At 55.4% G+C, this 21,466-nt stretch carries 23 protein-coding genes; 7 read left to right on the top strand and 16 right to left on the bottom strand.

Annotated elements, in window-relative coordinates:
* Positions 1-73 precede the first annotated feature (73 nt).
* Positions 74-451: a helix-turn-helix domain-containing protein gene (locus AC9UEO_RS05545; RefSeq protein WP_509530838.1), complete on the bottom strand. Its 378-nt coding sequence runs from the start codon at positions 449-451 to the stop codon at positions 74-76.
* A gap of 2 nt (positions 452-453) precedes the next feature.
* Positions 454-771: a type II toxin-antitoxin system HigB family toxin gene (locus tag AC9UEO_RS05540; protein WP_509530836.1), complete on the bottom strand. Its 318-nt coding sequence runs from the start codon at positions 769-771 to the stop codon at positions 454-456.
* Between the two features lie 209 nt (positions 772-980).
* Between AC9UEO_RS05540 and AC9UEO_RS05535 the strand changes: the two genes are divergently transcribed.
* Positions 981-1,265: a hypothetical protein gene (locus AC9UEO_RS05535; RefSeq protein WP_509530834.1), complete on the top strand. Its 285-nt coding sequence runs from the start codon at positions 981-983 to the stop codon at positions 1,263-1,265.
* Between the two features lie 140 nt (positions 1,266-1,405).
* Here AC9UEO_RS05535 and AC9UEO_RS05530 read toward each other — a convergent pair whose 3' ends face one another.
* Entirely contained in the window at positions 1,406-3,490 is a 2,085-nt protein-coding gene (locus AC9UEO_RS05530) for an acetoacetate--CoA ligase (RefSeq protein ID WP_509530832.1), read from the bottom strand.
* A gap of 44 nt (positions 3,491-3,534) precedes the next feature.
* Between AC9UEO_RS05530 and AC9UEO_RS05525 the strand changes: the two genes are divergently transcribed.
* The gene (locus AC9UEO_RS05525) at positions 3,535-3,957 is read left to right on the top strand and encodes a hotdog fold thioesterase (protein ID WP_509530954.1); all 423 of its coding nucleotides are present in this window, start codon (positions 3,535-3,537) and stop codon (positions 3,955-3,957) included.
* 90 nt (positions 3,958-4,047) lie between these two features.
* Positions 4,048-4,383, top strand: coding sequence for a c-type cytochrome (locus AC9UEO_RS05520; protein ID WP_509530830.1), 336 nt, complete (start codon positions 4,048-4,050; stop codon positions 4,381-4,383).
* Here AC9UEO_RS05520 and AC9UEO_RS05515 read toward each other — a convergent pair.
* Positions 4,380-4,610 (bottom strand): putative hemolysin, encoded by a 231-nt coding sequence (locus tag AC9UEO_RS05515; RefSeq protein WP_509530828.1) that lies wholly within the window; start codon positions 4,608-4,610, stop codon positions 4,380-4,382. The two genes, AC9UEO_RS05520 and AC9UEO_RS05515, sit on opposite strands and share 4 nt — an antisense overlap.
* 10 nt (positions 4,611-4,620) lie before the next feature.
* Positions 4,621-5,187 carry a cob(I)yrinic acid a,c-diamide adenosyltransferase gene (locus AC9UEO_RS05510; protein WP_509530827.1) on the bottom strand — a complete coding sequence of 189 codons (567 nt, stop codon included), beginning with the start codon at positions 5,185-5,187 and terminating at the stop codon, positions 4,621-4,623.
* Positions 5,188-5,266: 79 nt separating this feature from the next.
* Between AC9UEO_RS05510 and ltnD the strand changes: the two genes are divergently transcribed.
* The 3 genes from ltnD (at position 5,267) to AC9UEO_RS05495 (ending at position 8,420) form a co-directional block, all read left to right on the top strand.
* Complete coding sequence (gene ltnD / locus AC9UEO_RS05505) at positions 5,267-6,163, top strand: L-threonate dehydrogenase (protein WP_509530952.1); 897 nt, start codon at positions 5,267-5,269, stop codon at positions 6,161-6,163.
* A 59-nt stretch (positions 6,164-6,222) separates the two neighbouring features.
* Entirely contained in the window at positions 6,223-6,915 is a 693-nt protein-coding gene (locus AC9UEO_RS05500) for an SIMPL domain-containing protein (RefSeq protein ID WP_509530825.1), read from the top strand.
* Between the two features lie 77 nt (positions 6,916-6,992).
* A complete protein-coding gene (locus tag AC9UEO_RS05495; protein ID WP_509530823.1) occupies positions 6,993-8,420 on the top strand; it encodes an FAD-binding oxidoreductase in 1,428 nt (475 codons plus the stop codon).
* Here the strand turns inward: AC9UEO_RS05495 and AC9UEO_RS05490 are convergent.
* The 10 genes from AC9UEO_RS05490 to mnmG all read right to left on the bottom strand — a co-directional run bounded on the left by AC9UEO_RS05490 (position 8,417) and on the right by mnmG (position 18,120).
* A complete protein-coding gene (locus AC9UEO_RS05490; RefSeq protein ID WP_509530821.1) occupies positions 8,417-9,058 on the bottom strand; it encodes an ABC transporter ATP-binding protein in 642 nt (213 codons plus the stop codon). The genes AC9UEO_RS05495 and AC9UEO_RS05490 overlap by 4 nt on opposite strands.
* The gene (locus AC9UEO_RS05485) at positions 9,051-9,824 is read right to left on the bottom strand and encodes an ABC transporter ATP-binding protein (protein WP_509530819.1); all 774 of its coding nucleotides are present in this window, start codon (positions 9,822-9,824) and stop codon (positions 9,051-9,053) included. Before AC9UEO_RS05485 ends, AC9UEO_RS05490 begins: the two co-directional genes overlap by 8 nt.
* The gene (locus AC9UEO_RS05480) at positions 9,821-10,771 is read right to left on the bottom strand and encodes a branched-chain amino acid ABC transporter permease (protein WP_509530817.1); all 951 of its coding nucleotides are present in this window, start codon (positions 10,769-10,771) and stop codon (positions 9,821-9,823) included. Before AC9UEO_RS05480 ends, AC9UEO_RS05485 begins: the two co-directional genes overlap by 4 nt.
* A gap of 3 nt (positions 10,772-10,774) precedes the next feature.
* Positions 10,775-11,671 (bottom strand): branched-chain amino acid ABC transporter permease, encoded by an 897-nt coding sequence (locus tag AC9UEO_RS05475; RefSeq protein WP_509530815.1) that lies wholly within the window; start codon positions 11,669-11,671, stop codon positions 10,775-10,777.
* Between the two features lie 6 nt (positions 11,672-11,677).
* Positions 11,678-12,991: an ABC transporter substrate-binding protein gene (locus AC9UEO_RS05470; RefSeq protein WP_509530813.1), complete on the bottom strand. Its 1,314-nt coding sequence runs from the start codon at positions 12,989-12,991 to the stop codon at positions 11,678-11,680.
* A gap of 88 nt (positions 12,992-13,079) precedes the next feature.
* On the bottom strand, positions 13,080-13,991 hold the full coding sequence (locus AC9UEO_RS05465) for a ParB/RepB/Spo0J family partition protein (RefSeq protein WP_509530811.1): 912 nt from the start codon (positions 13,989-13,991) through the stop codon (positions 13,080-13,082).
* Between the two features lie 14 nt (positions 13,992-14,005).
* A complete protein-coding gene (locus AC9UEO_RS05460) occupies positions 14,006-14,803 on the bottom strand; it encodes a ParA family protein (RefSeq protein WP_509530809.1) in 798 nt (265 codons plus the stop codon).
* 2 nt (positions 14,804-14,805) lie between these two features.
* A complete protein-coding gene (locus tag AC9UEO_RS05455) occupies positions 14,806-15,420 on the bottom strand; it encodes a LysE family translocator (protein ID WP_509530807.1) in 615 nt (204 codons plus the stop codon).
* Positions 15,421-15,520: 100 nt separating this feature from the next.
* Complete coding sequence (gene rsmG, locus AC9UEO_RS05450; protein ID WP_509530805.1) at positions 15,521-16,168, bottom strand: 16S rRNA (guanine(527)-N(7))-methyltransferase RsmG; 648 nt, start codon at positions 16,166-16,168, stop codon at positions 15,521-15,523.
* On the bottom strand, positions 16,165-18,120 hold the full coding sequence (mnmG, locus tag AC9UEO_RS05445; protein ID WP_509530803.1) for a tRNA uridine-5-carboxymethylaminomethyl(34) synthesis enzyme MnmG: 1,956 nt from the start codon (positions 18,118-18,120) through the stop codon (positions 16,165-16,167). Before mnmG ends, rsmG begins: the two co-directional genes overlap by 4 nt.
* Before the next feature lie 104 nt (positions 18,121-18,224).
* Here mnmG and AC9UEO_RS05440 point away from each other — a divergent pair, with 104 nt between their 5' ends.
* Positions 18,225-18,932: a transporter substrate-binding domain-containing protein gene (locus AC9UEO_RS05440; protein ID WP_509530801.1), complete on the top strand. Its 708-nt coding sequence runs from the start codon at positions 18,225-18,227 to the stop codon at positions 18,930-18,932.
* Here the strand turns inward: AC9UEO_RS05440 and gyrB are convergent.
* Positions 18,929-21,451 (bottom strand): DNA topoisomerase (ATP-hydrolyzing) subunit B, encoded by a 2,523-nt coding sequence (gyrB, locus tag AC9UEO_RS05435; RefSeq protein ID WP_509530950.1) that lies wholly within the window; start codon positions 21,449-21,451, stop codon positions 18,929-18,931. The two genes, AC9UEO_RS05440 and gyrB, sit on opposite strands and share 4 nt — an antisense overlap.
* Between the last annotated feature and the right edge of the window lie 15 nt (positions 21,452-21,466).

Here is a 21,466-nt window from a genome sequence, read left to right as displayed (position 1 = left end):
CTCTCACCACCGCTTCGCGCTGATGTTCGCGGCTAGCCCGACCGGCATGTCGCGACCCAGCAGATACTTGACTTTATGCAGCATCTCTCTCAGTTTCACGAATCAACACTTCTGCGGGAATATGCAACCCATCGCTGAGGCGGCGAATCATGTTCAGCGACAAAGATCGTTTGTAGTTCAAGACCTCATACACACGGTTGAGCGGGCCAATGTAGGGCACCAAGTCTTTCACCGTCATGTTGGACTGCTCCATTCGAAATTTGATCGCATCAATAGGGTCGGGTGGGTCAATGGGGTAATGCTTGGCTTCGTAGGCCTGCACCAGTGTGCCCAGCACATCGAGTCGCTCACCTTCCGGCGTATCTAATGAAGGGTCGAAGTCGATCAAGGCCGATACCTCACGCAAGGCCGCGAGATAGTCTTGTTCGGTGCGAATCGCTTTGATTTCCATCTTCATTCTCCTGAGAACTGGTCGATAAAGGCTGCGTCTACTTTGTCATACTCAGCATGCGTGCCGATGAACTTCACGTAGATGTATTGCGCCTTGTAGGCAATGGCGACAATCAATCGGTAGTCGTTACCTTTGATATTGAAAACGATGCGGTTGTTTGCGATCACGCTGGCATTTGCATACTGTTTCTTTACATTTTGCGGTGAGGTCCACTTAGCGGCTTTGGCTTCAGCGAACCAAGCTTTCAGAGCGCCCTCTGCCGCCTTCCCTTTGGGTTGTTGCCAAAATCTTTCCAAATTTCGCAAGGCGACGATGTGCATCTGTGAATTTTAGTCCCAAAATAGGACTAGGACAGTTTATAACGAGTTTGGCCTGAAAAGGCACAGCAATATCTGATTTTCAAGAAAATCAACTATTCCGAAATTGGCCGGCAAAACCTTCGACATGCTGGATGAAGAAAGCCAAAATGATTTTCTAACTTATTCTCTTTCGATTGATCTATTCGTTACAGCAACCAGAGAGGAAATTATTGAAACTTTCAGAAGAATCAACTCTTATACGGTTCCACTATTCAGTTCTAAATGGGGCGCTAAATTCATCTGGAGCTCGTCCTTCGCTTGCAAAAACCCTTCTAACCGATGCAGACCTGCTTGAAGAAATGAAAAAATTAGGTGCACCAAGAAAACCTCACTTAGCTCTTCATGCTCCTCATATCTTTCTTAAAGTAGCAAACGGTCTTGGTTGTTCAAATATTGCAACGATTACAGCTGCAATGACTGATGCTTGGAAAGTAGATGTATTGAGAGATTTTTGAATGTGCATTTTTAAGCGGTGAAAATTCACTAACAGTTCAGGTGAAATACCGTTACCCAAATTTACATAAGCGAGCGGTGGCCGAGCGGGCCGCGATAGCTTAAAGAGATTGCTTCGGGGCAAAGCCCCTCGCAATGACGCTCAAACCCTCGCCAAATGCCTTTTCGCCATCTCCACATACCAGTCCAAGCAACCAGGGTTGGCCATGGCGTCTTTGTTCAGCACTTTTTCCAAGGGCTGGCCCAGCATCAGCTTTTTGATGGGCAGCTCTTGTTTTTTCCCCGACAAGGTGCGGGGGATTTCAGCCACTTTAAACATCTCGTCAGGGACAAAGCGGGGGCTGAGCGCGGTGCGGATCGCGTCGCTCAAGCGTTGGCGCAAAGCGTCGTCCAAGGTCAGGCCTTCGCGCAGCACCACGAACAAGGGCATGTAACTGTCTTTGCCTAAGTACTCCAAGTCCACCACCATGCTGTCCATCACCTCGGGCAGGGCTTCGACGGCGCTGTACAGCTCGCTGGTGCCCATGCGCAAACCGTGGCGATTGATGGTGGCGTCGCTGCGGCCATAAATGATGGCGCGGCCCTCGGGCGTGATCTTGAGCCAGTCGCCGTGCCGCCATACCGCGCCAGCTTCGGCGGGTAAATCACCGCCTGCGGGGTGACGACCCAGACCTGGCGGATAGGTGTCAAAGTAGCTGCCCAAATAACGCTGGTTTTCGGTGTCGCCCCAAAAGAAGGGGGGCATGCAAGGCAGGGGTTGGGTCACCACCAACTCGCCCACCTCGTCAATCACCGGTTGACCCTGCTCGTTGAAGGCATGCACCGACACGCCCAACAATCGGCACTGCATTTCACCCGCCACCATGGGCAGCTCTCGGTGGCCGCCTACATAAGCACCCGCATCGGTACCACCAGAAATATTGCACCACCAAATATCGGGCTTGCTCACCCCCGATTTGGCATACACCTGTTGAAACTGCGTGGTGCCCCACTGCTGTACCTCGGCGCTCAAAGGCGAGCCGGTGGTGCCCAAGGCACGCACCGTGTGCAAGCCCTTGATGGTCGATAAGTCCAGACCGGTCTTCATGCAGTTGGCAAAAAATGCCGCACCGCCGCCAAAAAACGTCACGCCCTCTTTGGCGGCGTAGCGCCACAACACCCCCCAATCGGGCCGCTCTTTGGAGCCGCCTGGGTTGCCGTCGTAAATCACGCAGGTGGTGCCGCTGAGCAAGCCGCTGAGTTGGGCATTCCACATCACCCAGCCGGTAGAGGAGTACCACAAAAACTTCTCGCCCCACGAATTAGGCTCGTAGCTGCAGGACACGTCGTAGTGCAGGTTTTTGTGTGCCATGCCGTTGAGCATGGTGCCGCCATGGTCATGCACCAAGGGCTTGGGCAAACCGGTGGTGCCGCTGGAATAGACAATCCACAGCGGGTGGTTGAACGGCATCCACAGGGGTTCAAACGCTTGGGTTGCCGCGTCATTGCGCTGCATGATCTGGCCCCAGTCGCTGCTGTTGTCTGGCACGGGCACGCCACCCAAATTGCGGTAAATCACCACATGCGACACGCTTGGCAAAGCGGCGCGTAATTCACTCACCACTGCATGGCGCTCCAAGTCTTTACCGCCATAGGTGACGCCATCGATGGCGATCAACACCTTGGGGCTGATTTGTTTGAAGCGGTCCAACACCGCATTGGTGCCCATGTCGGGCGCACACACGCTCCAAATGCCGCCGATGCTGGTCACCGCCAAAAACGCCACCATGGTTTGGGCAATATTGGGCAAGTACGCTGCCACACGGTCACCTGGCTGCACGCCTTGCGCTTGCAAGTGCAGGGCCAGCGCTGCGACTTGGCGCTTCAATTCGGGCCATGACAGCTCGCGACGCTCACCGCGTTCGTTGCTGCTGATGATGGCAGGCATGCCCGCCGCGTGGGCGGCGTCCACATGGCGCAACACCTGCTGGGCATAGTTCACCTGCGCGCCCACAAACCAACGCGCACCCGGCATGACATTGCGCTCGAGTACACAGCTGTGCGGCGTGGGCGATTGAAGTTCAAGGTAGTCCCAGGCCGATTGCCAAAAGTCCTCGAGGTGGGTTACCGACCACTGCCACAGGGCTTGGTAATCATCAAACTGCAACTGGCGATGTTCGGCCAACCATTGTTGGTAAAGGCGTATTTGCGGCACAAAGGGTGGCGAGGTGCTTGCAGTGGTGTTCATGGCTACTAAGATGAGGCTTTGTTTTGAATGAGACCCGCATTGTCATGGCAATTTGGACCAAGCCCATCAGCACCGCGATACTGACCTCCACCCACATTGCCACTGCCGCTGAGCGGCTGGGCATCGAGTTCCTCGAAATTGGCCCTGACTTCATACGCGGGCGCATTCCGGTGGACGAACGCACCAAGCAACCTTATGGCGTGATCCACGGTGGATCCAGCGTCATGCTGGCTGAAACGCTGGGTTCGTGCGGCGCGGACTATTGCACGCCCATTGGTCACCGCATCGTGGGCTTGGACATCAACGCCAACCATATTCGCGGTGTCGCCGAGGGTTGGGTCAATGGCATTGCGCGGCCGGTTCACATAGGGCGCAGCACGCAGGTGTGGCAAATTGACATGACCGATGACCAAGGCCGCACGTCTTGTGTTTCTCGCCTGACGCTGTCGGTGCTGGCACCGCGTTAAATCCCCGCGAGCTTTCAAGCTTTTAATTTGTGAGGTTTTTATGTTTTGGCTGGGCGTGTGATTATTCTGCTTTTTTAAGGAAATTTTCCCATGCTCAAGCTCGCCATTCTGGGTCTTTGCCTAAGCCCCTTGTGGGTATTTGCACAAGACGATGCGATTCGGTTGGCCAAAGAAAAAGCCTGCCTTGGCTGCCACAGCATTGACCAACACACCATGTCGGTGCCGTCTTACCAAAAAATTGCTGAAAAATACCGCGGCGACCCAGGTGCAGTGGCCTACCTATCGGAAAAAATCCGCAATGGCGGCAAAGGTGTGTGGGGCGGCGGCGGGCGCAGCCTCATGCCGGCGTTTTTAAACCTAAGCAAAGAAGAAATTCGTTTGCTGGTGGATTGGATTTTGGCCATGAAAGAAACGCCACCGTCCTAAGTGCTTTTTTTGCCTTTGGCTGGTTCGTCACTTTCCTTGATCTTTTTCTTAGGCGGGCATTCCCCCCTGAAAAACTCCCACTCTTCGCAGACCACGCCTGAGGGCAGGGTGCACAGGCCTTGCTCGCCACGGTCTGTGCGCACCATCTCTAACTTGCCGCCGGCTTGGGTACAGGCGGCGGAGGCGGGGTTGGCCATGGCCAATAACAGGCTGAGTTCGGTCAACAAGGTTTGGCTTTCAGGGCTTGTCAGCCGCGGCCAAGCGCTGGCTTTTCCAATACACATCGTCGCCGCCGTTCATGCGATTGAGCACGCGTGCGAGCACAAACATCAGGTCGGATAAACGGTTGAGGTACTGGCGCGGCGTGTCGTTCAGCGCCTCTTCGGCGCCCAAGGCCACCACCGCACGCTCGGCACGACGCGCCACGGTGCGGCACACATGGGCCAGCGACGCGGCCCGACTGCCCGCAGGCAAGATGAATTCCTGTAACTTGGGCAAGGACTCATTGTGGTGGGTCAACGCTTGGTCCAAGGCCAGTACCGCCTCGTTTTTAAGCAATTCGAAGCCAGGGATGCTGAGCTCGCCCCCCAAGTTAAACAACTGGTGCTGTACCTCGACGAGCAGTTCACGCAGCGACTCTGGCATGTCTTCGCACAGCAAAACTCCGATATGCGAATTGAGTTCATCGACCTCGCCCATGGCATGCACACGCAGGCTGTTTTTGCTGACACGGCGGTTGTCGCCCAAGCCGGTGGTGCCATCGTCGCCGGTGCGCGTGGCAATTTGTGTAAGTCGATTCGCCATGTTTACTGTCCCTGAGGTTGCCCACATTCTCTCAGCACTGGCACAAGTCGGCTACGCTTGGGGTTTTCAGGAGTGGCAGATGCAGACGGTCAAGCAGGTGGGGGTGGTTGGTTTAGGCGCCATGGGCCAAGGTATGGCAGGTAGTTTGCGCCGTGCTGGCTACGAGGTCCATGTGTGCGACGCCCGCCCTGGTGTGGCCGAGGCGTTTGCTGCACTTGGCGGCGTGGCTTGCGCCTCGCCCGCAGAAGTTGGCAAGTCCTGCCAAGTCATCGTCAGCGTGGTGGTGAATGCCGCGCAAACCGAGGAGGTGCTGTTTGGCCCGCAAGGCGCCGCCGCCACCATGGCAGCAGACAGCGTGTTTGTGATGTGCTCGACCGTGGACCCCAATTGGTCGGTGGCGCTGGAGGCACGGCTGAAGGCTTTAGGTCTGCTGTATGTGGACGCGCCCATCTCTGGCGGCGCGGCCAAAGCCGCCAGCGGGGAGATGACCATGATGACCGCGGCCAAACCCGCCGCCTACGCGCTGGCTGAGCCCTTGTTGAACGCCATGGCCGCCAAGGTCTACAAGCTTGGCGACAGCGCAGGCGCGGGCAGCAAAGTGAAGATCATCAACCAACTGCTGGCAGGTGTTCACATTGCCGCCGCCGCCGAAGCCATGGCGCTGGGCTTGCGCGAGGGTGTGGACCCCGCAGCTTTGTACGAAGTCATCACCCACAGCGCGGGCAACAGTTGGATGTTCGAAAACCGCATGGCCCATGTGCTCGCAGGCGACTACACACCGCTGTCAGCGGTGGATATTTTTGTCAAAGATTTGGGGTTGGTACTGGACATGGCGCGGGCAAGTAAATTTCCCCTGCCGCTTTCCAGCACCGCGCACCAAATGTTCATGCAAGCCAGCACCGCCGGTTTTGCCAAAGAGGACGACAGTGCGGTGATTAAGATATTTCCAGGGATTGCGTTGCCAGCGACTAAGTAGTGGTTTTTAAATACGTGTTGGGTTAATATTGAATTCTTAAGAATTTTTTTTCAAGCACCATGCTGCAATCGTTTCAATCCATTGTGTGTATGTTTTTGCTGTGCGTCTCGCTGGCCCATGGCGCTGAAGTGCTGACGCAGTTTGACGCCGACGCCAGCATGGAGGTCGACAACGACGAAATGTTGGTGGTTTTGTCCATCAGCAAAGACGGCAGCAATGCCAGCCAAATTTCCCAAGAGGTTTTGAGCAAGCTGACCAGTGCCGTCGAACGCAGCAAACAACACGCTGACATTGAGCGCAAGGTTCGTCACATCAGCACCTCGCCGATTTGGGGCCCGAATGGCAAAACCAAGCTGTGGAGCGCACAGGCCTCGCTTGAGCTCACCTCCACCAACCTGAACGCTTTAAGCCAGCTAGCCTCAGAATTGACCGACGTGATGCAAATCAACCACGTCAGCTACCGACTCTCGGCTTCAAAAGTGGCCTTGACTGAAAAAATGCTGCTTGACGATTTGGCGGCCAACTTTCAACGCAAAGCAAAGGACCTCACCACCGCCTTTGGCTTTAGCCGCCATGAAATTAAAAGCCTTAACTTCAGCCAACAAAACCAAGCCATGCCTGTGATGCGCATGGCCATGGCCTCAGCCCGCGCGATGGCAGACAGCGCGGCCCCAGTAGTGCCCATCCCTCAAGAGAGCGGCAAAACCACCATTTCCTTGCGAATGAGCGCACAAATTGGTTTATGGCCTTGAGTGCGCCCCATCGCGCCTAGAAGACACAACGGCCGAAGCTTCTTGCATAGAATGCAAATTCGCTAGGAGAAGCCGTCATGAATGCACCCACCACCGTTCAACATTTAATCCCCGAGGTGAACCAACGCGAGGTTCCCGCTGCGCTGATCGCTGAGCTCAAAGCCCACTTTGGCGATCGCTGCAGCACCGCGCTGGTGGTGCGTGAACAACATGGTCGCGATGAGTCCGCCTACACCACCGTACCTCCGCCTGCTGCGGTGATCTTTGCCGAGTCCACCGACGATGTCTCGCAAACCGTGCGCATGGCTGCGTCCTACAACGTACCCATTATTCCTTTTGGCGTGGGTACCTCGCTAGAGGGCCACTTGCTGGCGGTACAAGGCGGCATCAGCATCGACTTAGGGCGCTTAAACAAAGTGCTGTCCATCAACCCCGAGGACCTGACAGTGACTGTGCAAGCAGGCGTCACTCGCAAACAGCTGAATGAGGAAATCAAAAGCACGGGCTTGTTTTTCCCCATCGACCCAGGGGCCGACGCCACACTTGGCGGCATGAGCGCCACCCGCGCCAGTGGCACCAACGCAGTACGCTACGGCACCATGCGTGAAAACGTCTTGGGGCTCGAAGTGGTCACCGCCAGCGGTGAAGTCATTCGCACAGGCACGCGGGCACGAAAATCCTCTGCGGGCTACGACCTGACGCGCTTGATGGTGGGCAGCGAAGGCACGCTGGGTGTCATCACCGAAATCACGGTCAAGCTCTACCCTTTGCCCGAAGCCGTCTCTGCGGCTACCTGCTCTTTCCCCAGCATAGAAGCAGCGGTGCGAACCACGATTCAAATCATCCAAATGGGCATACCCATTGCGCGTGTGGAGTTGATCGACGCCCATGCGGTGCGCATGGTGAACGCCCATTCCAAGCTCACTTTGCCCGAGCAACCCATGCTGTTGATGGAGTTTCACGGCTCACCCGCGAGCGTGAAAGAGCAGGCCGAAACCGTTCAGGAAATTGCTTGCGAGTTCGAAGGCCATGCTTTTGAGTGGGCCACCACCCCCGAAGAGCGCACCCGCTTGTGGACCGCTAGGCACAACGCCTACTTTGCGGGTATTCAAAGCCGCCCAGGTTGCCGCGCCATCAGCACCGACACCTGTGTGCCCATTTCGCGCTTGGCCGACTGCTTGCTGGACTCTGTCGCCGAGGTTGAAGCCTCGGGCATCCCGTATTTCTTGGTTGGTCATGTGGGCGACGGCAACTTCCACTTCGGTTATTTGATCGACCCCAACAGCGCCCAAGAGCGTGCCACCGCCGAAGACCTCAACAACAAGCTGGTTGCCCGCGCCCTGTCTTTAGAAGGCACTTGCACTGGCGAGCACGGCATTGGTTTGCACAAAATGGATTTTTTGGTCACAGAAGCGGGTGCAGGTGCGGTGGCCATGATGCGCACCATCAAGCATGCGCTGGACCCGAAAAACATCATGAACCCCGGCAAGGTATTTTTGTACTAAGCCTGATTCGCGCCGCGCTCAATCACCACTTGCGTGTCCAGCAAATCGTTGGCATGGTTAACATCAGACTGGGCAATCAAGACCGACAAATCGGTGGACTTTAGCTGTCCAATCACCTCGGCCAAGCGCATGGACAAAGCAGGCGCCACACCCTCGAAGGGTTCGTCCAGCAGCAACAAACGTGTGCCTACGCCCAAGGCTCGGGCCAGCGCCACGAGTTTTTGTTGACCCCCCGACAGCAATAAAGCACGCCGATCTGACATGGCTTTGAGCTCGGGCAAGACCTCGTAGACCCACGCTAACCGCTGGTTCACATCGAGCGTGGGACTGACCCACAACGGCAAAACGATGTTTTCTTCCACGGTGAGTTCAGGCACCAAGCCACGGTCTTCGGGCATATAGCCGACGCCCAAGCCGGCTCGCACATGGGCGGGCATCTGCACCACGTCTTGACCATCCAAAAGAATCTGTCCTATGCGGGGTATCAAATGCCCCATGATGCTGCGCAACGTGCTGGTTTTTCCCGCGCCATTGCGCCCCACCAAGCCGACCATCTGTCCCTTGGCAACTTGCAAGCGCAGCCCGCGCAAAACTTGCGCTGAGGCGATATCCACATGCACATCACGAAGCTCAAGCATGGGGCGTATCCTCTGGCAGTCGCTCGCCGGTGACGTAACGGCGCACATCAGTTTGCGCCAATGCCACAGAGGGCACATCGTCAGCGATGATGCGGCCGCTGTAAAACGCCACCACCCTGTCGCAGTAGCGGTTGACGATATCCATATCGTGTTCCACAAACAGCACCGTCAAGGCTTGACCTTCCAAGGCCTGCATGATGGTGTCCATCATGGGGAATTTTTCTTGCGCTGCGACGCCACTGGTGGGCTCGTCCAACAGCAACAGGCGTGGCGAGCCCGTCATGGCCAAAGCGATGTCAATGAGTTTGCGAAGGCCCCCGGGCAATTCGGACACCAAACGGTCACGGCATTTCAGCAGGTTAAAGCGGGACAACACCTCGTGCGCGCGCTGAACACGCTGGCTCGATGCTGCTGGCAGCCACGTGGACAACCTGTTTTCATGGCATGCCAAAGCCACCAGCATGTTTTCCAGCACCGTCATGCTCGCGCAGAGCTGCGGTATTTGAAATGAACGCGCCACACCCATGCGGGTGATTTGACGAGGATTCATGCTGCTGATGTCGGTGCCGCCCAAGGCTATGCTGCCGCTGTCAGCGCGGACATAGCCGGTGATCATGTTCACAAATGTGGTCTTGCCTGCGCCATTGCTGCCGATCAAGCTGACCCGCTCGCCGGTCTTGACGCGCACATTCACGTCTTGCGCAGCAACCACGGCGCCAAATTGTTTGTTCAAGCCTTGGGCGTGTAACAAAAGCGCTTCGCTCATGCCTCATTCTCCGATGGTTTTTCGGTCTTGCTCCACAAAGAGCCCAAGCCCAATGGCATGAACCGAATCACCAGCAACAGAAAAATACCCAAGGCCAATTGCCAGGTGTTGGGAAAATATGCGCTGGAAAAAGAACGCACCATCTCCAGCACCAAAGACGACAGCATCACCGCCACCACGCTTTGGCTACCCGCCAAGATGGCCACAAACACAAACTCGCCCGAGGTGGTCCAGTAGCTGAAGTTGGGGTCGATGTGTCCCAAGGCCATCACCGCCAAAGCGCCGCCCATGCCGCCCAAGAATGCTGACAAGACAAAGTTCAAGCTCATGGTTTGGCTGACAGAGCCGCCCAAATACTCCACCCGCAATTCGTTGTCACGCACGGCGCGGGTGACCAAGCCTCGGCTGGACAAAAAGTAAATGCGCACCAGCACCGCGCAAACCAATGACAGCACCAAAGTGGTGGCGTACAAACCAAAACGCACATCGCCATCTGCCAGCGTCTGACCCAAAAGGGTGACACGGCCCATATTGAAACCATCCGAGCCGCCCAAGGACTCGGTTTTCACCAACAAGCCATAGCCAACCATGGACAGGGCCAAGGTCAGCATGGAAAAGAAAATGCCTCGGTAGCGCGCGAGCAAAGGCGTAAATGGTGCAGTAATGAGCATGGCGCTCATGCCGCCAAGCAATGCAAGCACAACCGCATCCGTGACGCCCCATTGCAAAAACACCAAAGCAGCGGCATATCCACCAATGGCCGACATCAGGCCTTGGCCAAAAGCCACCACGCCGCCACGCATGAGCAAGACGATGCCTAAAGACACCAAGCCATTGGCCATGGCCATGGTGAGCATGAATTGCATCCACGAGGGAAGGGCATAACCCACGCCAGCCAACACCAGCAGCACGACCAACGCTCGCAGTAACAGGGCGCTTAGTGACATGGTTTAAATTTTTCGTGCCTGTATGCGCTGAAACAAACCTTGAGGGCGAAACATCAACACCAAGGCCATGACCAAATACACCGAGAACAACTCGGCCACCGGCCACACATGGACCGCCAATGCGCGGGCCAAGCCCACAATCAATGCGCCTATGGCCGCACCCTCGATGCTGCCCAAGCCGCCAATGATGACCACCGCAAACGAGATGATGATCACGCCCACCGACAAGCCGGGTTGCACCGACAGCATGGGCGCAGTGAACGCCCCACCCAAGGCGGCCAAAAAAATACCCACGGCAAACGCCAACATATAGACACGCGACACCTGTATTCCCATGCTAGAGGCCACCTCGGCACTGTGAATCACGGCGGTCACGATCTTGCCAAAGCGGGTGCGGTTCAAGCCCCACCAAACACCCAAACCCACCACCACCGCCAAGGCCACCAACACAAAGTCGTAGCCCACATAAGTTTGGCTACCGATATCGATGTTGCCAAACATGCCATAGGGCTCGGACACATAGTAAGGATTGGCTCCCCAAATCAATTTGGTGATGTCTTCCATCATCAAAAACATGGCGTAGGTGACCAACACCAACAACACCTCATCGCGGCCATAAAAAAACCGCAACAGCCCTCGCTCGGTCAAAGGGGCGACCAAAACGGCCACCAACACGGCGGCCAACAGCATCGCCACCAAGGACATGACAGGTGGCAACGCCATCGATGCGGCTAAGGACACCAAGGTCGCGGTAACGTACGCCCCCAAAGCATAGAAACTGCCATGGGCGATGTTGAGGATTTTCAAGACGCCAAACACCAAGGTCAGGCCCAAGGCGACGATGAACAGCCATGACGCATAGGTCACGCCATCTATGGCGATGGTGAGCACTAAATTCACAGTGGCTTATTTTTTGGTGGGCTTTTTGTCATCGCACTTGGCGCCAGCAAAACCCGATTTCAACCAATCTTCAGACTTGACATTGAGCGGCGGATTCACACACTCTGCGTTAAAGCGTTGGATGTCGTTGAGCACCACCATTTTTTTGGTGGCATCCCATTGGGTGCGGCCAATGGCTGAGTCTTGAATGGCTTGCTGCCCGTTGGAGAGCGCCATGTGAATCTTGCCGCCAGGCGACATCCACTCGCTGCCCCTGAGGGAGGCGGCCAACACCTCGGTAGATGGCTTTTTGCCCTTGTTGGCGGCCATGGCCTTTTCTGCAGCCAATTTCAAACCCATAAGGGCTTGCGCCATGCGGTAAGGCGCTTGCACGGGATACACATTATTGGCCTTGCTGTAAAGGTCCCAGAACCAGGTGTTCAGAGGCGAGGGTGGCGCCATCAAGCCATACGCACCGCGGGCACCCAAAATGGTGCCGTCGGGCATTTTTTCGCCCAAGCCTGGCAAGACGTGGTCGCCTGCGGTCAACACCACTTGCGATTTTTTAAACAGGCCACGCGGGCCGGCCTGCAACACAAAGGCTTGCAAATCGCCGCCCCATAAACTGGAGTGAACCAAGTCGGCGGGCTGTGACATGAGCGCTGAAATTTCGGTGCCATACTGACCTGCGCCAAATTTGGGCAATTGGTCAACGCCAGCTTTGGCCTCGGGGTATAAATTCGCCATCGACAACATAAAGTCTTTGCGTGAGTCTTGGCCCCAAGCGTAATCTTGGTTGATGAGGTTGTAGGTTTTGACGGGGATATTGCGGGCCTTCAAATACCGCGCCATGGACACGTTGTCCATGGTGGCATGCGCGGCGGTGCGAAACACGTAACGGAAAGTGTTGTCTTCAAAAATGCGGGGGGTGCCGCAGTCGTACAAAATCAAAAACTTCTTCAGTTCTTCTGCGACGGGGGCAACCGCCAAGCAGTCGCCAGAGCCCACATAACCCACCACCACGTCGACTTTGTCACGCTCATACAGGTTGCGCAACTCTTGCACCTGCTTGGTAGCTCCTCCGGCTTCGTCAACGTAAATGACCTCGATGGGCATGCCACCAATACCAGGCTTGTTGTAGGGTGCGGGCGCTTGGCCTTTGTTAAAGGCATCGACCAAGAGTTTGGCGCCATTGACTGCGGGTATGCCAAAGCTTTCAGCGGCTTGGCCAGACAAAAAACTGACGATGCCGATTTTGAAAGTTTCTTGGGCTAATACGCTGTGTGTGAGCAAGGCCAACACGCAGGCGGTGAATGCGCGGCGAGCAAGGGTGGTCATCATGGTTATCTTCTCCAACTGGGAACAAGGTTGATTATTCTAGAAATAGCGTGGCATGTCTGCTGAGGTAAACGCTGAACCTCTTTGGCACTCAAGTGACACGCAATTTGTCGATGATGCCATTGAGCGCATCCAAAGAACCAAATGAGATGGCGACTTCGCCCATGTCCTCCATCCGCCCATGGCGTTTGACGGTTTTTTTGATGCGAATTTCCACTTGGGCGGTAAGCAAATCGGCCAACTCCTCCTCCACTCGCTTTAAGTCTCGCGACTTTTCTTTTTTGGGTTTTTGGGATACCAAAGAGAACTCGGCGCCAATTTTTTTGGCCAAGCTTTCAGCCTCTCGGACCGAGAGTTTTTTAGCACTGATTTGATTGGCCGCGGTGATTTGAGCCGCCTTGTCGAGGGACAACAAGGCTCTGGCGTGGCCCATGTCCAAGTCCCCCGCCATCAACATGGTTTGCACGGGATCGGCCAAATTCAAAAGGCGCAGCAGGTTGCTGGCGGCACTGCGTGAGCGGCCCACGGATTGAGCGGCATCCTCATGGGTCAAGCCAAACTCTTTGATCAGGCGCTGCAAACCTTGCGCCTCTTCCAAAGGGTTGAGGTCTTCGCGTTGCATGTTTTCAATCAAGGCCATGGCGGCGGCGGCTTGGTCTGGCACGTCACGCACCAACACCGGCACCTCGCTTAAGCCGGCCAGTTTGGCGGCGCGAAAACGCCTCTCCCCTGCGATGATTTCGTACTTGCCCGCATTCGCGCCCACATGAACCATACGTACCAAAATCGGCTGCATGATGCCTTGGGCTTTGATGCTCTCGGCCAGCTCGTACAAGCTGCCTTCATCCATGCGGGTGCGTGGCTGGTAGACGCCAGCCACCATGACGTCCAATGCCAAGGAAGAAGGTGGGCGATCGTCTAAAGCAGTTGCAGCTTCAGTGGCAGTGGGGCCCAACAAGGCCTCCAGTCCTCGTCCCAGTCCTTTGATTTTTTTGGTCGCCATGCTTATCCTGTGAGTCAAAAAGTTTCGAAACGCACGACCAGCTCTTTGGCAAAGTCGATAAAGGCTTGGCTGCCTTTGGCGCTGGGGTCAAACACCACGCAAGGCAAGCCATAGCTGGGTGCTTCAGCCAAGCGCACGTTGCGAGGTATCAAGGTGTTGAACACCTTGTCGCCAAAATGCGCTTTGAGTTGATCGCTTACCTGCATTTGCAAAGTGATACGTGGGTCAAACATCACGCGCAACAGACCAATGATTTTCAAATCATGGTTGAGGTTGGCGTGTACTTGTTTAATGGTGTTGACCAAATCGGTAAGTCCCTCGAGGGCAAAGTATTCGCACTGCATGGGCACGATCACGCCGTGCGCAGAACACAGGCCATTAAGGGTCAGCAAAGACAGGGATGGCGGGCAGTCTATAAGCACAATGTCGTACTCTTGCGCCACTTCTTGCAACGCAAGTTTGAGTCTCATCTCTCGCTGCTCTAAGCTGACCAATTCCACCTCAGCGCCGGCCAATTCGCGGTTGGCGCCCAAGACATGGTATTTGGCTGCATTGGGCTTGGCGGCGGCCTCGCCCCAATGGCTGCTGACGCGGGCTTGGGCAATGGTGCTCTCACCCAACAACACATCGTAAACAGAGTGTGTCAACTGTCGCTTATCGACACCCGAGCCCATGGTGGCATTGCCTTGCGGGTCCAAGTCAACCATCAGGACACGCTGACCAATGGCGGCCAACGCAGCTGACAAATTCACAGTGGTAGTGGTCTTGCCTACGCCACCTTTTTGGTTGGCAATACAAAAGATTTTGGCCATGTTTATTTACTCAAGACTAGTTTCAAACCAAAAGCCACCAACAAGCCACCGCCGATTTTTTGCAAAGCACGGGCAATCCATGGTCGCTGCTGAAGGCGGGTTGACAGGCGTTGGGCCAATACGCAGATGATCAGGCCATACAAAAACGTCAATGCCGCCACCGTCAAAGCCATCACGCCAAAGGTCTTCAGGCCAGCGTGTGCCTGCGGGTCTATGAACAAGGGAAAAAAGGCCATGTAAAACATGATGGCCTTGGGGTTGAGTAAAGTGATCCAAAGGGATTGTCGAAAATATTGACCAACAGTGATGTTAATAATGGGCGCGTCACCCGCTTTGGCCGTCCACATTTTGTAGCCTATGTAAGACAAATAGGCCGCGCCCAACAATTGTAGGGCCTGAAAAAACTCAGGCTGGGTGACCAAAACAGCTGCCACGCCCGCCACCGCCGCCCACATCAACACTTGGTCCCCAGCCATCACGCCCAAGGTGGCCGCCAAGCCGCCACGCAAACCGCCCTTGGCGGTCGAAGTCAACAAGGCCAAATTACCAGGGCCTGGAATAGCCAAGAAAACAATGACTGCCAGCACAAAGGCGGGGTAGTCTGCAATACCAAACATGGTGAATCCTTTTGCGGGGAGGGCAGAGTGTAAGGCACGCCCTGCCGATTTGCGCCGGAATGTGACTGTTTCACGTGAAACAATCGCCAACCGCGAGGATTTAGACGCCTTGTTTTGGGCGCATCCAGACCAAGCAGCGTTGCGCGTCAAGGCCTGGAACAGACAAAAGCTGTGTTTGAACCACCTCGACATCACTTGGTAAATGGGCGATTTCTTCCGTTGGAACAATGCCTTTCATGGCCATCCAGCGCCCATTGGGCGCCAAACACGCCCCCGAACTTGTAACAAAGTCCTTCAAGGAGGCATAAGCGCGGGAGCTCACCACATCAAATGTCTGGCTCAATGACTCAACCCTTGTGTGTTGCGCTTGAAGATTCGCCAAACCCAAAGCATGGGCCGTGCTTTGAATAAAGGCGGTTTTTTTGGCAACGGCGTCGACCGCCAACACCATGAGGTCGGGACAGGCAATGGCCAAAATCACCGAGGGCAGGCCGCCGCCTGCGCCTACGTCTAACAGGCTTTTGGCTATGGGCGTGGCCTCTTTCAAGGGACGTACCACCGCCAAACAGTCCAAAACATGCTGCGTCAACATATCTTCAGGGTTCTTGACGGCTGTCAGGTTGTAGACCCGATTCCATTTCTGCAACAAGTCCATATAGCGCAAGAGGTGGTGGTACTGGCCATCCGTCAAGCGCAAACCCAGAATCTCTGCCCCCTGACGAAGGCGCGGCTCTAGGCCAAGACTCAAGCCGCCGCCTTGCCAGCGCCTGCAAATTGGCCCATGCGTGCGCGACGCAAATACACCAACAGCAAAGAGATAGCCGCTGGCGTGACGCCAGAAAGTCGCGATGCTTGGCCCAAGGTTTCTGGCCGGTGCTTGTCTAGCTTTTGCCTAACCTCAACACTTAGCGCTGAAATAGCCAAATAATCGAGATTCTCGGGTAATGCCATGTTTTCGTAATGCGCCGCTCGCTCTACCTCATCGTTCTGGCGGTCGATATAACCAGCGTATTTGGCGGCAATGTCGATTTGCTCGATCACTGTTTCACGTGAAACAGCGTCCAGGGCAAGAATATCGGCCGAGACAAAGCGCCCGCCATCCAGCCCCATCAGGTCTTCATACGCAATTTCTGGCCTGCGCAGCAAGTCGGCCAAGCTGTACTCATGGTCGATGGCCTTGCCCAAAACTCGCTCCGACTCAGCCGCAGCAAGGTTGGCGGGGCTCACCCACAAAGAGCGAAGGCGCTCTGTTTCACGTGAAACAGCGTCCCGCTTGCGGTTAAATTTATCCCATTGCTCGTCAGCGACCAGGCCGATTTTGCGCCCAGCCTCGGTGAGGCGCATATCGGCGTTGTCTTCTCTTAGCCGTAGGCGGTACTCTGCGCGGCTGGTGAACATCCGATAGGGCTCCACGACGCCTTGATTCACCAAGTCATCGACCAACACACCCAAGTAAGCCTCTTCACGACCAAGCGTCAAAGCGGGCAGCCCCTTGCATTGCAAGGCCGCATTCGCGCCCGCATACAAGCCTTGTGCTGCAGCCTCTTCATAACCCGTGGTGCCATTGATTTGTCCGGCGAAAAACAGGCCCTCAATTGCCTTGGTTTCAAAGCTGCGCTTGAGTTCACGCGGATCAAAAAAGTCATATTCAATCGCATACCCAGGGCGCAAGATATGGGCATTTTCTAAACCAGCGATTGAGCGAACCAACGAGAGCTGAATATCAAAAGGCAAACTGGTGGATATGCCGTTGGGGTAGTACTCGTCGGTCGTCAAGCCCTCGGGCTCAAGGAAAATTTGGTGGCTGGCTTTATCGGCAAAACGGTTGACCTTGTCCTCCACACTGGGACAATATCTGGGGCCAACGCCGTCAATCTTGCCGGTGAACATTGGACTTCTGTCAAAGCCGGAACGAATGATCTCATGGGTTCGCTCATTGGTGTGCGTGATCCAACAAGGCCTTTGTTCGGGGTGCATCTCAGCACGACCCATGAAACTGAAAACCGGTATTTGCTCTGACTCACCGCCCAGCATTCCATCGCCAGCTTGTTCGCTGCATTTGGAAAAATCAATGCTTCGACCATCGATGCGGGGTGGCGTACCGGTCTTCAAGCGACCTTGTGGCAGGCGAAGCTCTTTCAAGCGCGCCGAAAGCCGGCCAGCAGGCGGGTCTCCTGCGCGGCCAGCCGCATAGTTGTCCAAGCCCACATGGATTTTCCCATCCAAAAACGTACCCGCTGTTAGAACCACTGACTTTGCGCGAAAGCATATGCCCACTTGCGTGATTGCACCAACAACCCTCGAGCCCTCTAGCATCAGGTCATCTACCGCTTGTTGAAAAAGCCATAAATTGGGTTGGTTTTCCAAGCGGTGGCGAATCGCGGCCTTGTAAAGAATGCGGTCTGCTTGGGCTCGGGTGGCACGAACCGCAGGACCTTTGGAGCGATTCAAGACTCGAAACTGAATGCCCGCCATGTCAGTCGCCAAAGCCATGGCACCACCCATGGCATCGAGCTCTTTCACCAAATGGCCTTTGCCTATGCCGCCAATAGAGGGGTTGCAACTCATTTGACCCAAGGTTTCAATCTTGTGGGTAAGCAGCAAGGTACGGCAACCCATGCGTGCAGCCGCCAGCGCCGCTTCGGTGCCTGCGTGTCCGCCACCCACCACCAACACATCGAAACTGTCTGGATAAACCATGGCCACCTTGCACAAAACGAATGATTTTATGCGCCCGCCTTCAATGACACAATGCGTGCCCAATGTCGGCAACGGCAAAAAGGGCTTTTAAATCCACAAACACCATGGTCTGGACACAGCAACTTACTCCCACAGGCGCGCTGCGCGTCTGCATCAACCTAGGCAACGCCTTGCTCGCACAACTCAACCCAAAGAGCCAAGCACCGCAGGGCATCAGCGTGGAAATAGCGAAAGCATTGGCAAAACAACTTGGGGTTGAACTTGAAATGCAAATGGTTCAAACAGCAAAAGAATCGGTTGCTGCTATCGCAAACAAACGCGCAGACATCGGATTTTTTGCCATCGACCCAACACGCGCCAAAGATATCGCATTCACCCAAGCCTATTTGCATATCGATGCGTGTTACGTCGTCAGAAAAAACAAGGGCATAGAAACCGCTCAAGAGATCGATCAAGGAAACAACCGCATCGTCGTGGGGCTTGGCAGCGCCTACGATTTATTCTTGACTCGGCAGATCCAAAAGGCCGAGTTGATACGAGCCGCATCCACACAAGAAGTGATGTCCGTGTTTTTAGCCAATGGCTACGAGGTGGCGGCAGGACTCCAACACGCCATGTCAGAAGAAGTGAAGAAACACCCGCAACTGCAAATGCTCTCCCCACCTTTCATGGCCATTGCGCAAGCCATGGGCTGTCACCCCAGCCACAGCAGCGTTGTCAAAGAAGGGCTTCAAACATTTCTAGATGCGCAGGCAACAGACATTAAGACAAGCATTGCCAGGCACGGCATGCGTGGCGTCAGCGCCGCTTAAACGTCAATATTGCCCGCCCGTAGCGCATTGGTTTCAATAAAGACACGTCGCGGCTCTACCTCGTCACCCATCAACATGGTGAAGACGCGATCGGCTTCGATGGCGTCGTCAATTTGCACGCGCAACAAACGGCGCACCGTAGGATCCATGGTGGTTTCCCACAGTTGCGCTGGGTTCATCTCACCAAGACCTTTGTAACGCTGGCGTGAGGTTGCGTTTTCAGCTTGCCCAATCAACCATTTCATGGCTTGTCGGAAATCGCCAATTTTTTCTTCCTTGCGCCGCTCGCCATCGCCTCGCTCAATACGCGCACCCTCGCCGATCAAATCGCGAAACGTAGACGCGGCTTCGGCCAAGGCTGCATAGTCAGCACCATGAACAAAATCTTGGGTGATGACGCTGCTTTTCACATTGCCATGGTGATGGCGGCTTAAGCGCAGAATAGGTTTGTCGGTGCGCACATCAAACTCTGCGGCAACTTCAGAGCCGCTACCGAGTTCTCGCAACTTGATTTGCAAGGCAGCCGCCGACACTTGGGCTTGGTCCAAACTGTCCAAATTCAAAGCAACGCCATCGGCCATGCCGCGCAAGGCCTCAGCGTCCATGATGCTACTCAAGCGGGCAATAACAGCCTCTGCCACTTGGTGCTTGCGCGCCAACTCGGCCAAGGTGTCCCCCGAAAGCGTTTGTGGGTTGTTGCCACCCGTCAGCAAACTGGCGTCCTTCAAAGCAACCTTTAGCAAAAACAGATCTAAAGCCAACTGATCCTTCAAGTACTGCTCTTCCTTGCCTACTTTCACTTTGTACAAAGGCGGTTGGGCAATATAGATGTGGCCGCGCTCGACCAACTCGGGCATTTGGCGATAGAAGAAGGTCAAAAGCAACGTGCGGATGTGCGCGCCGTCCACGTCGGCATCGGTCATGATGATGATGCGGTGGTAACGCAGTTTGTCGATGTTGAAGTCGTCGGTCCCTGACTTGCCCGACTCGGCGCTCACCTTGCCAATGCCGGTGCCTAAAGCGGTGATCAGCGTCAAAATTTCATTGCTGGTGAGCAGCTTTTCGTAACGCGCTTTTTCCACATTCAAAATTTTGCCGCGCAGGGGCAATATGGCTTGAAACTTTCTGTCGCGGCCTTGCTTGGCCGAACCGCCCGCGGAGTCGCCCTCGACGATGTAAATTTCACACAGCGCCGGGTCTTTTTCTTGGCAGTCGGCCAGCTTACCGGGCAAGCCCATACCGTCGAGCACGCCTTTGCGGCGTGTCATTTCACGTGCTTTGCGAGCCGCTTCGCGGGCGCGGGCGGCATCGATGATCTTGCCGCAAATCATCTTGGCGTCGTTGGGGCGCTCTTGTAAATAGTCGCCCAACACCTTGCCGACAATGTCTTCTACGGGTGCGCGCACTTCGCTCGACACCAGTTTGTCTTTGGTTTGGCTGCTGAATTTGGGCTCGGGCACTTTGACCGACAGCACACAGCACAGGCCTTCGCGCATGTCGTCACCCGTCACCTCAACCTTGGCTTTTTTGGCCAGCTCATGCTCTTCAATGTATTTGTTGATCACCCGCGTCATGGCCGCACGCAAGCCAGTGAGGTGGGTGCCTCCGTCGCGCTGGGGAATGTTGTTGGTGAAACACAGCACGCTCTCGTTGTAGCTTTCGTTCCATTGCATGGCCACTTCCACACCAATGTGGGTGCCAGGGATACCACCATAGGTTTCCGCAGGGCGCTCGCCCTCGGCATAAAACGCATTGGGGTGCAGAATTTTTTTACCCGCATTGATGAACTGCACAAAACCGGCCACGCCACCAGCGCCCGAGTAGTCATCGTTTTTGCCGGTGCGCTCGTCCATCAAGCGGATGCGCACACCGTTGTTCAAGTAGCTGAGTTCGCGCAAGCGCTTGCTCAAAATCTCGTAATGGAACTCGTGGTTTTGGATAAAGATGTCGGTATCGGGCAAAAAATGCACTTCTGTGCCGCGCTTGTCTGTCTCGCCGGTGATGCGCATGGGAGAGACTTCCACGCCATCGACCATTTCCAGTAAACGGTTTTGCACAAAGCCTTTGGCAAACTCAATGGTGTGGACCTTGCCTTCGCGGCGCACCACCAAGCGAAGCCATTTGGACAGTGCGTTCACGCACGACACACCCACGCCGTGCAAACCACCAGACACCTTGTAGCTGTTTTGGTTGAACTTGCCACCCGCATGCAGCTCGGTGAGGGCAATTTCTGAGGCACTGCGTTTAGGTTCGTGTTTGTCGTCCATCTTCACGCCCGTGGGGATGCCGCGGCCGTTGTCGGTCACGCTGATGGAGTTGTCCGAATGGATAGTGACCACGATATCGTCGCAATGACCCGCCAAGGCCTCGTCGATGGAGTTGTCGACCACCTCAAACACCAAATGGTGTAAACCCGTGCCGTCCGACGTGTCGCCGATGTACATGCCAGGGCGCTTGCGTACGGCTTCTAAACCTTCGAGGATTTGGATTGAACTTTCACCATAGGATTGATCTCCCATGACTTGCTCTGGCTT

The organism is Limnohabitans sp. (assembly GCF_040401495.1).
GTDB lineage: Bacteria > Pseudomonadota > Gammaproteobacteria > Burkholderiales > Burkholderiaceae_C > Limnohabitans.
The sequence above is the reverse complement of the archived record's forward strand: the minus strand, read 5'-3'. Positions and strand labels throughout refer to the sequence as shown.

Bases quoted from the DNA above. Each gene is read 5' to 3' on its own strand.
- AC9UEO_RS05545 (WP_509530838.1), bottom strand. From the start codon at position 451: ATGGAAATCAAAGCGATTCGCACCGAACAAGACTATCTCGCGGCCTTG.
- AC9UEO_RS05540 (WP_509530836.1), bottom strand. From the start codon at position 771: ATGCACATCGTCGCCTTGCGAAATTTGGAAAGATTTTGGCAACAACCC.
- AC9UEO_RS05530 (WP_509530832.1), bottom strand. From the start codon at position 3,490: ATGAACACCACTGCAAGCACCTCGCCACCCTTTGTGCCGCAAATACGC.
- AC9UEO_RS05525 (WP_509530954.1), top strand. From the start codon at position 3,535: ATGGCAATTTGGACCAAGCCCATCAGCACCGCGATACTGACCTCCACC.
- AC9UEO_RS05520 (WP_509530830.1), top strand. From the start codon at position 4,048: ATGCTCAAGCTCGCCATTCTGGGTCTTTGCCTAAGCCCCTTGTGGGTA.
- AC9UEO_RS05510 (WP_509530827.1), bottom strand. From the start codon at position 5,187: ATGGCGAATCGACTTACACAAATTGCCACGCGCACCGGCGACGATGGC.
- ltnD (WP_509530952.1), top strand. From the start codon at position 5,267: ATGCAGACGGTCAAGCAGGTGGGGGTGGTTGGTTTAGGCGCCATGGGC.
- AC9UEO_RS05500 (WP_509530825.1), top strand. From the start codon at position 6,223: ATGCTGCAATCGTTTCAATCCATTGTGTGTATGTTTTTGCTGTGCGTC.
- AC9UEO_RS05495 (WP_509530823.1), top strand. From the start codon at position 6,993: ATGAATGCACCCACCACCGTTCAACATTTAATCCCCGAGGTGAACCAA.
- AC9UEO_RS05490 (WP_509530821.1), bottom strand. From the start codon at position 9,058: ATGCTTGAGCTTCGTGATGTGCATGTGGATATCGCCTCAGCGCAAGTT.
- AC9UEO_RS05485 (WP_509530819.1), bottom strand. From the start codon at position 9,824: ATGAGCGAAGCGCTTTTGTTACACGCCCAAGGCTTGAACAAACAATTT.
- AC9UEO_RS05480 (WP_509530817.1), bottom strand. From the start codon at position 10,771: ATGTCACTAAGCGCCCTGTTACTGCGAGCGTTGGTCGTGCTGCTGGTG.
- AC9UEO_RS05470 (WP_509530813.1), bottom strand. From the start codon at position 12,991: ATGATGACCACCCTTGCTCGCCGCGCATTCACCGCCTGCGTGTTGGCC.
- AC9UEO_RS05465 (WP_509530811.1), bottom strand. From the start codon at position 13,991: ATGGCGACCAAAAAAATCAAAGGACTGGGACGAGGACTGGAGGCCTTG.
- AC9UEO_RS05460 (WP_509530809.1), bottom strand. From the start codon at position 14,803: ATGGCCAAAATCTTTTGTATTGCCAACCAAAAAGGTGGCGTAGGCAAG.
- AC9UEO_RS05455 (WP_509530807.1), bottom strand. From the start codon at position 15,420: ATGTTTGGTATTGCAGACTACCCCGCCTTTGTGCTGGCAGTCATTGTT.
- mnmG (WP_509530803.1), bottom strand. From the start codon at position 18,120: ATGGTTTATCCAGACAGTTTCGATGTGTTGGTGGTGGGTGGCGGACAC.
- AC9UEO_RS05440 (WP_509530801.1), top strand. From the start codon at position 18,225: ATGGTCTGGACACAGCAACTTACTCCCACAGGCGCGCTGCGCGTCTGC.
- gyrB (WP_509530950.1), bottom strand. From the start codon at position 21,451: ATGGGAGATCAATCCTATGGTGAAAGTTCAATCCAAATCCTCGAAGGT.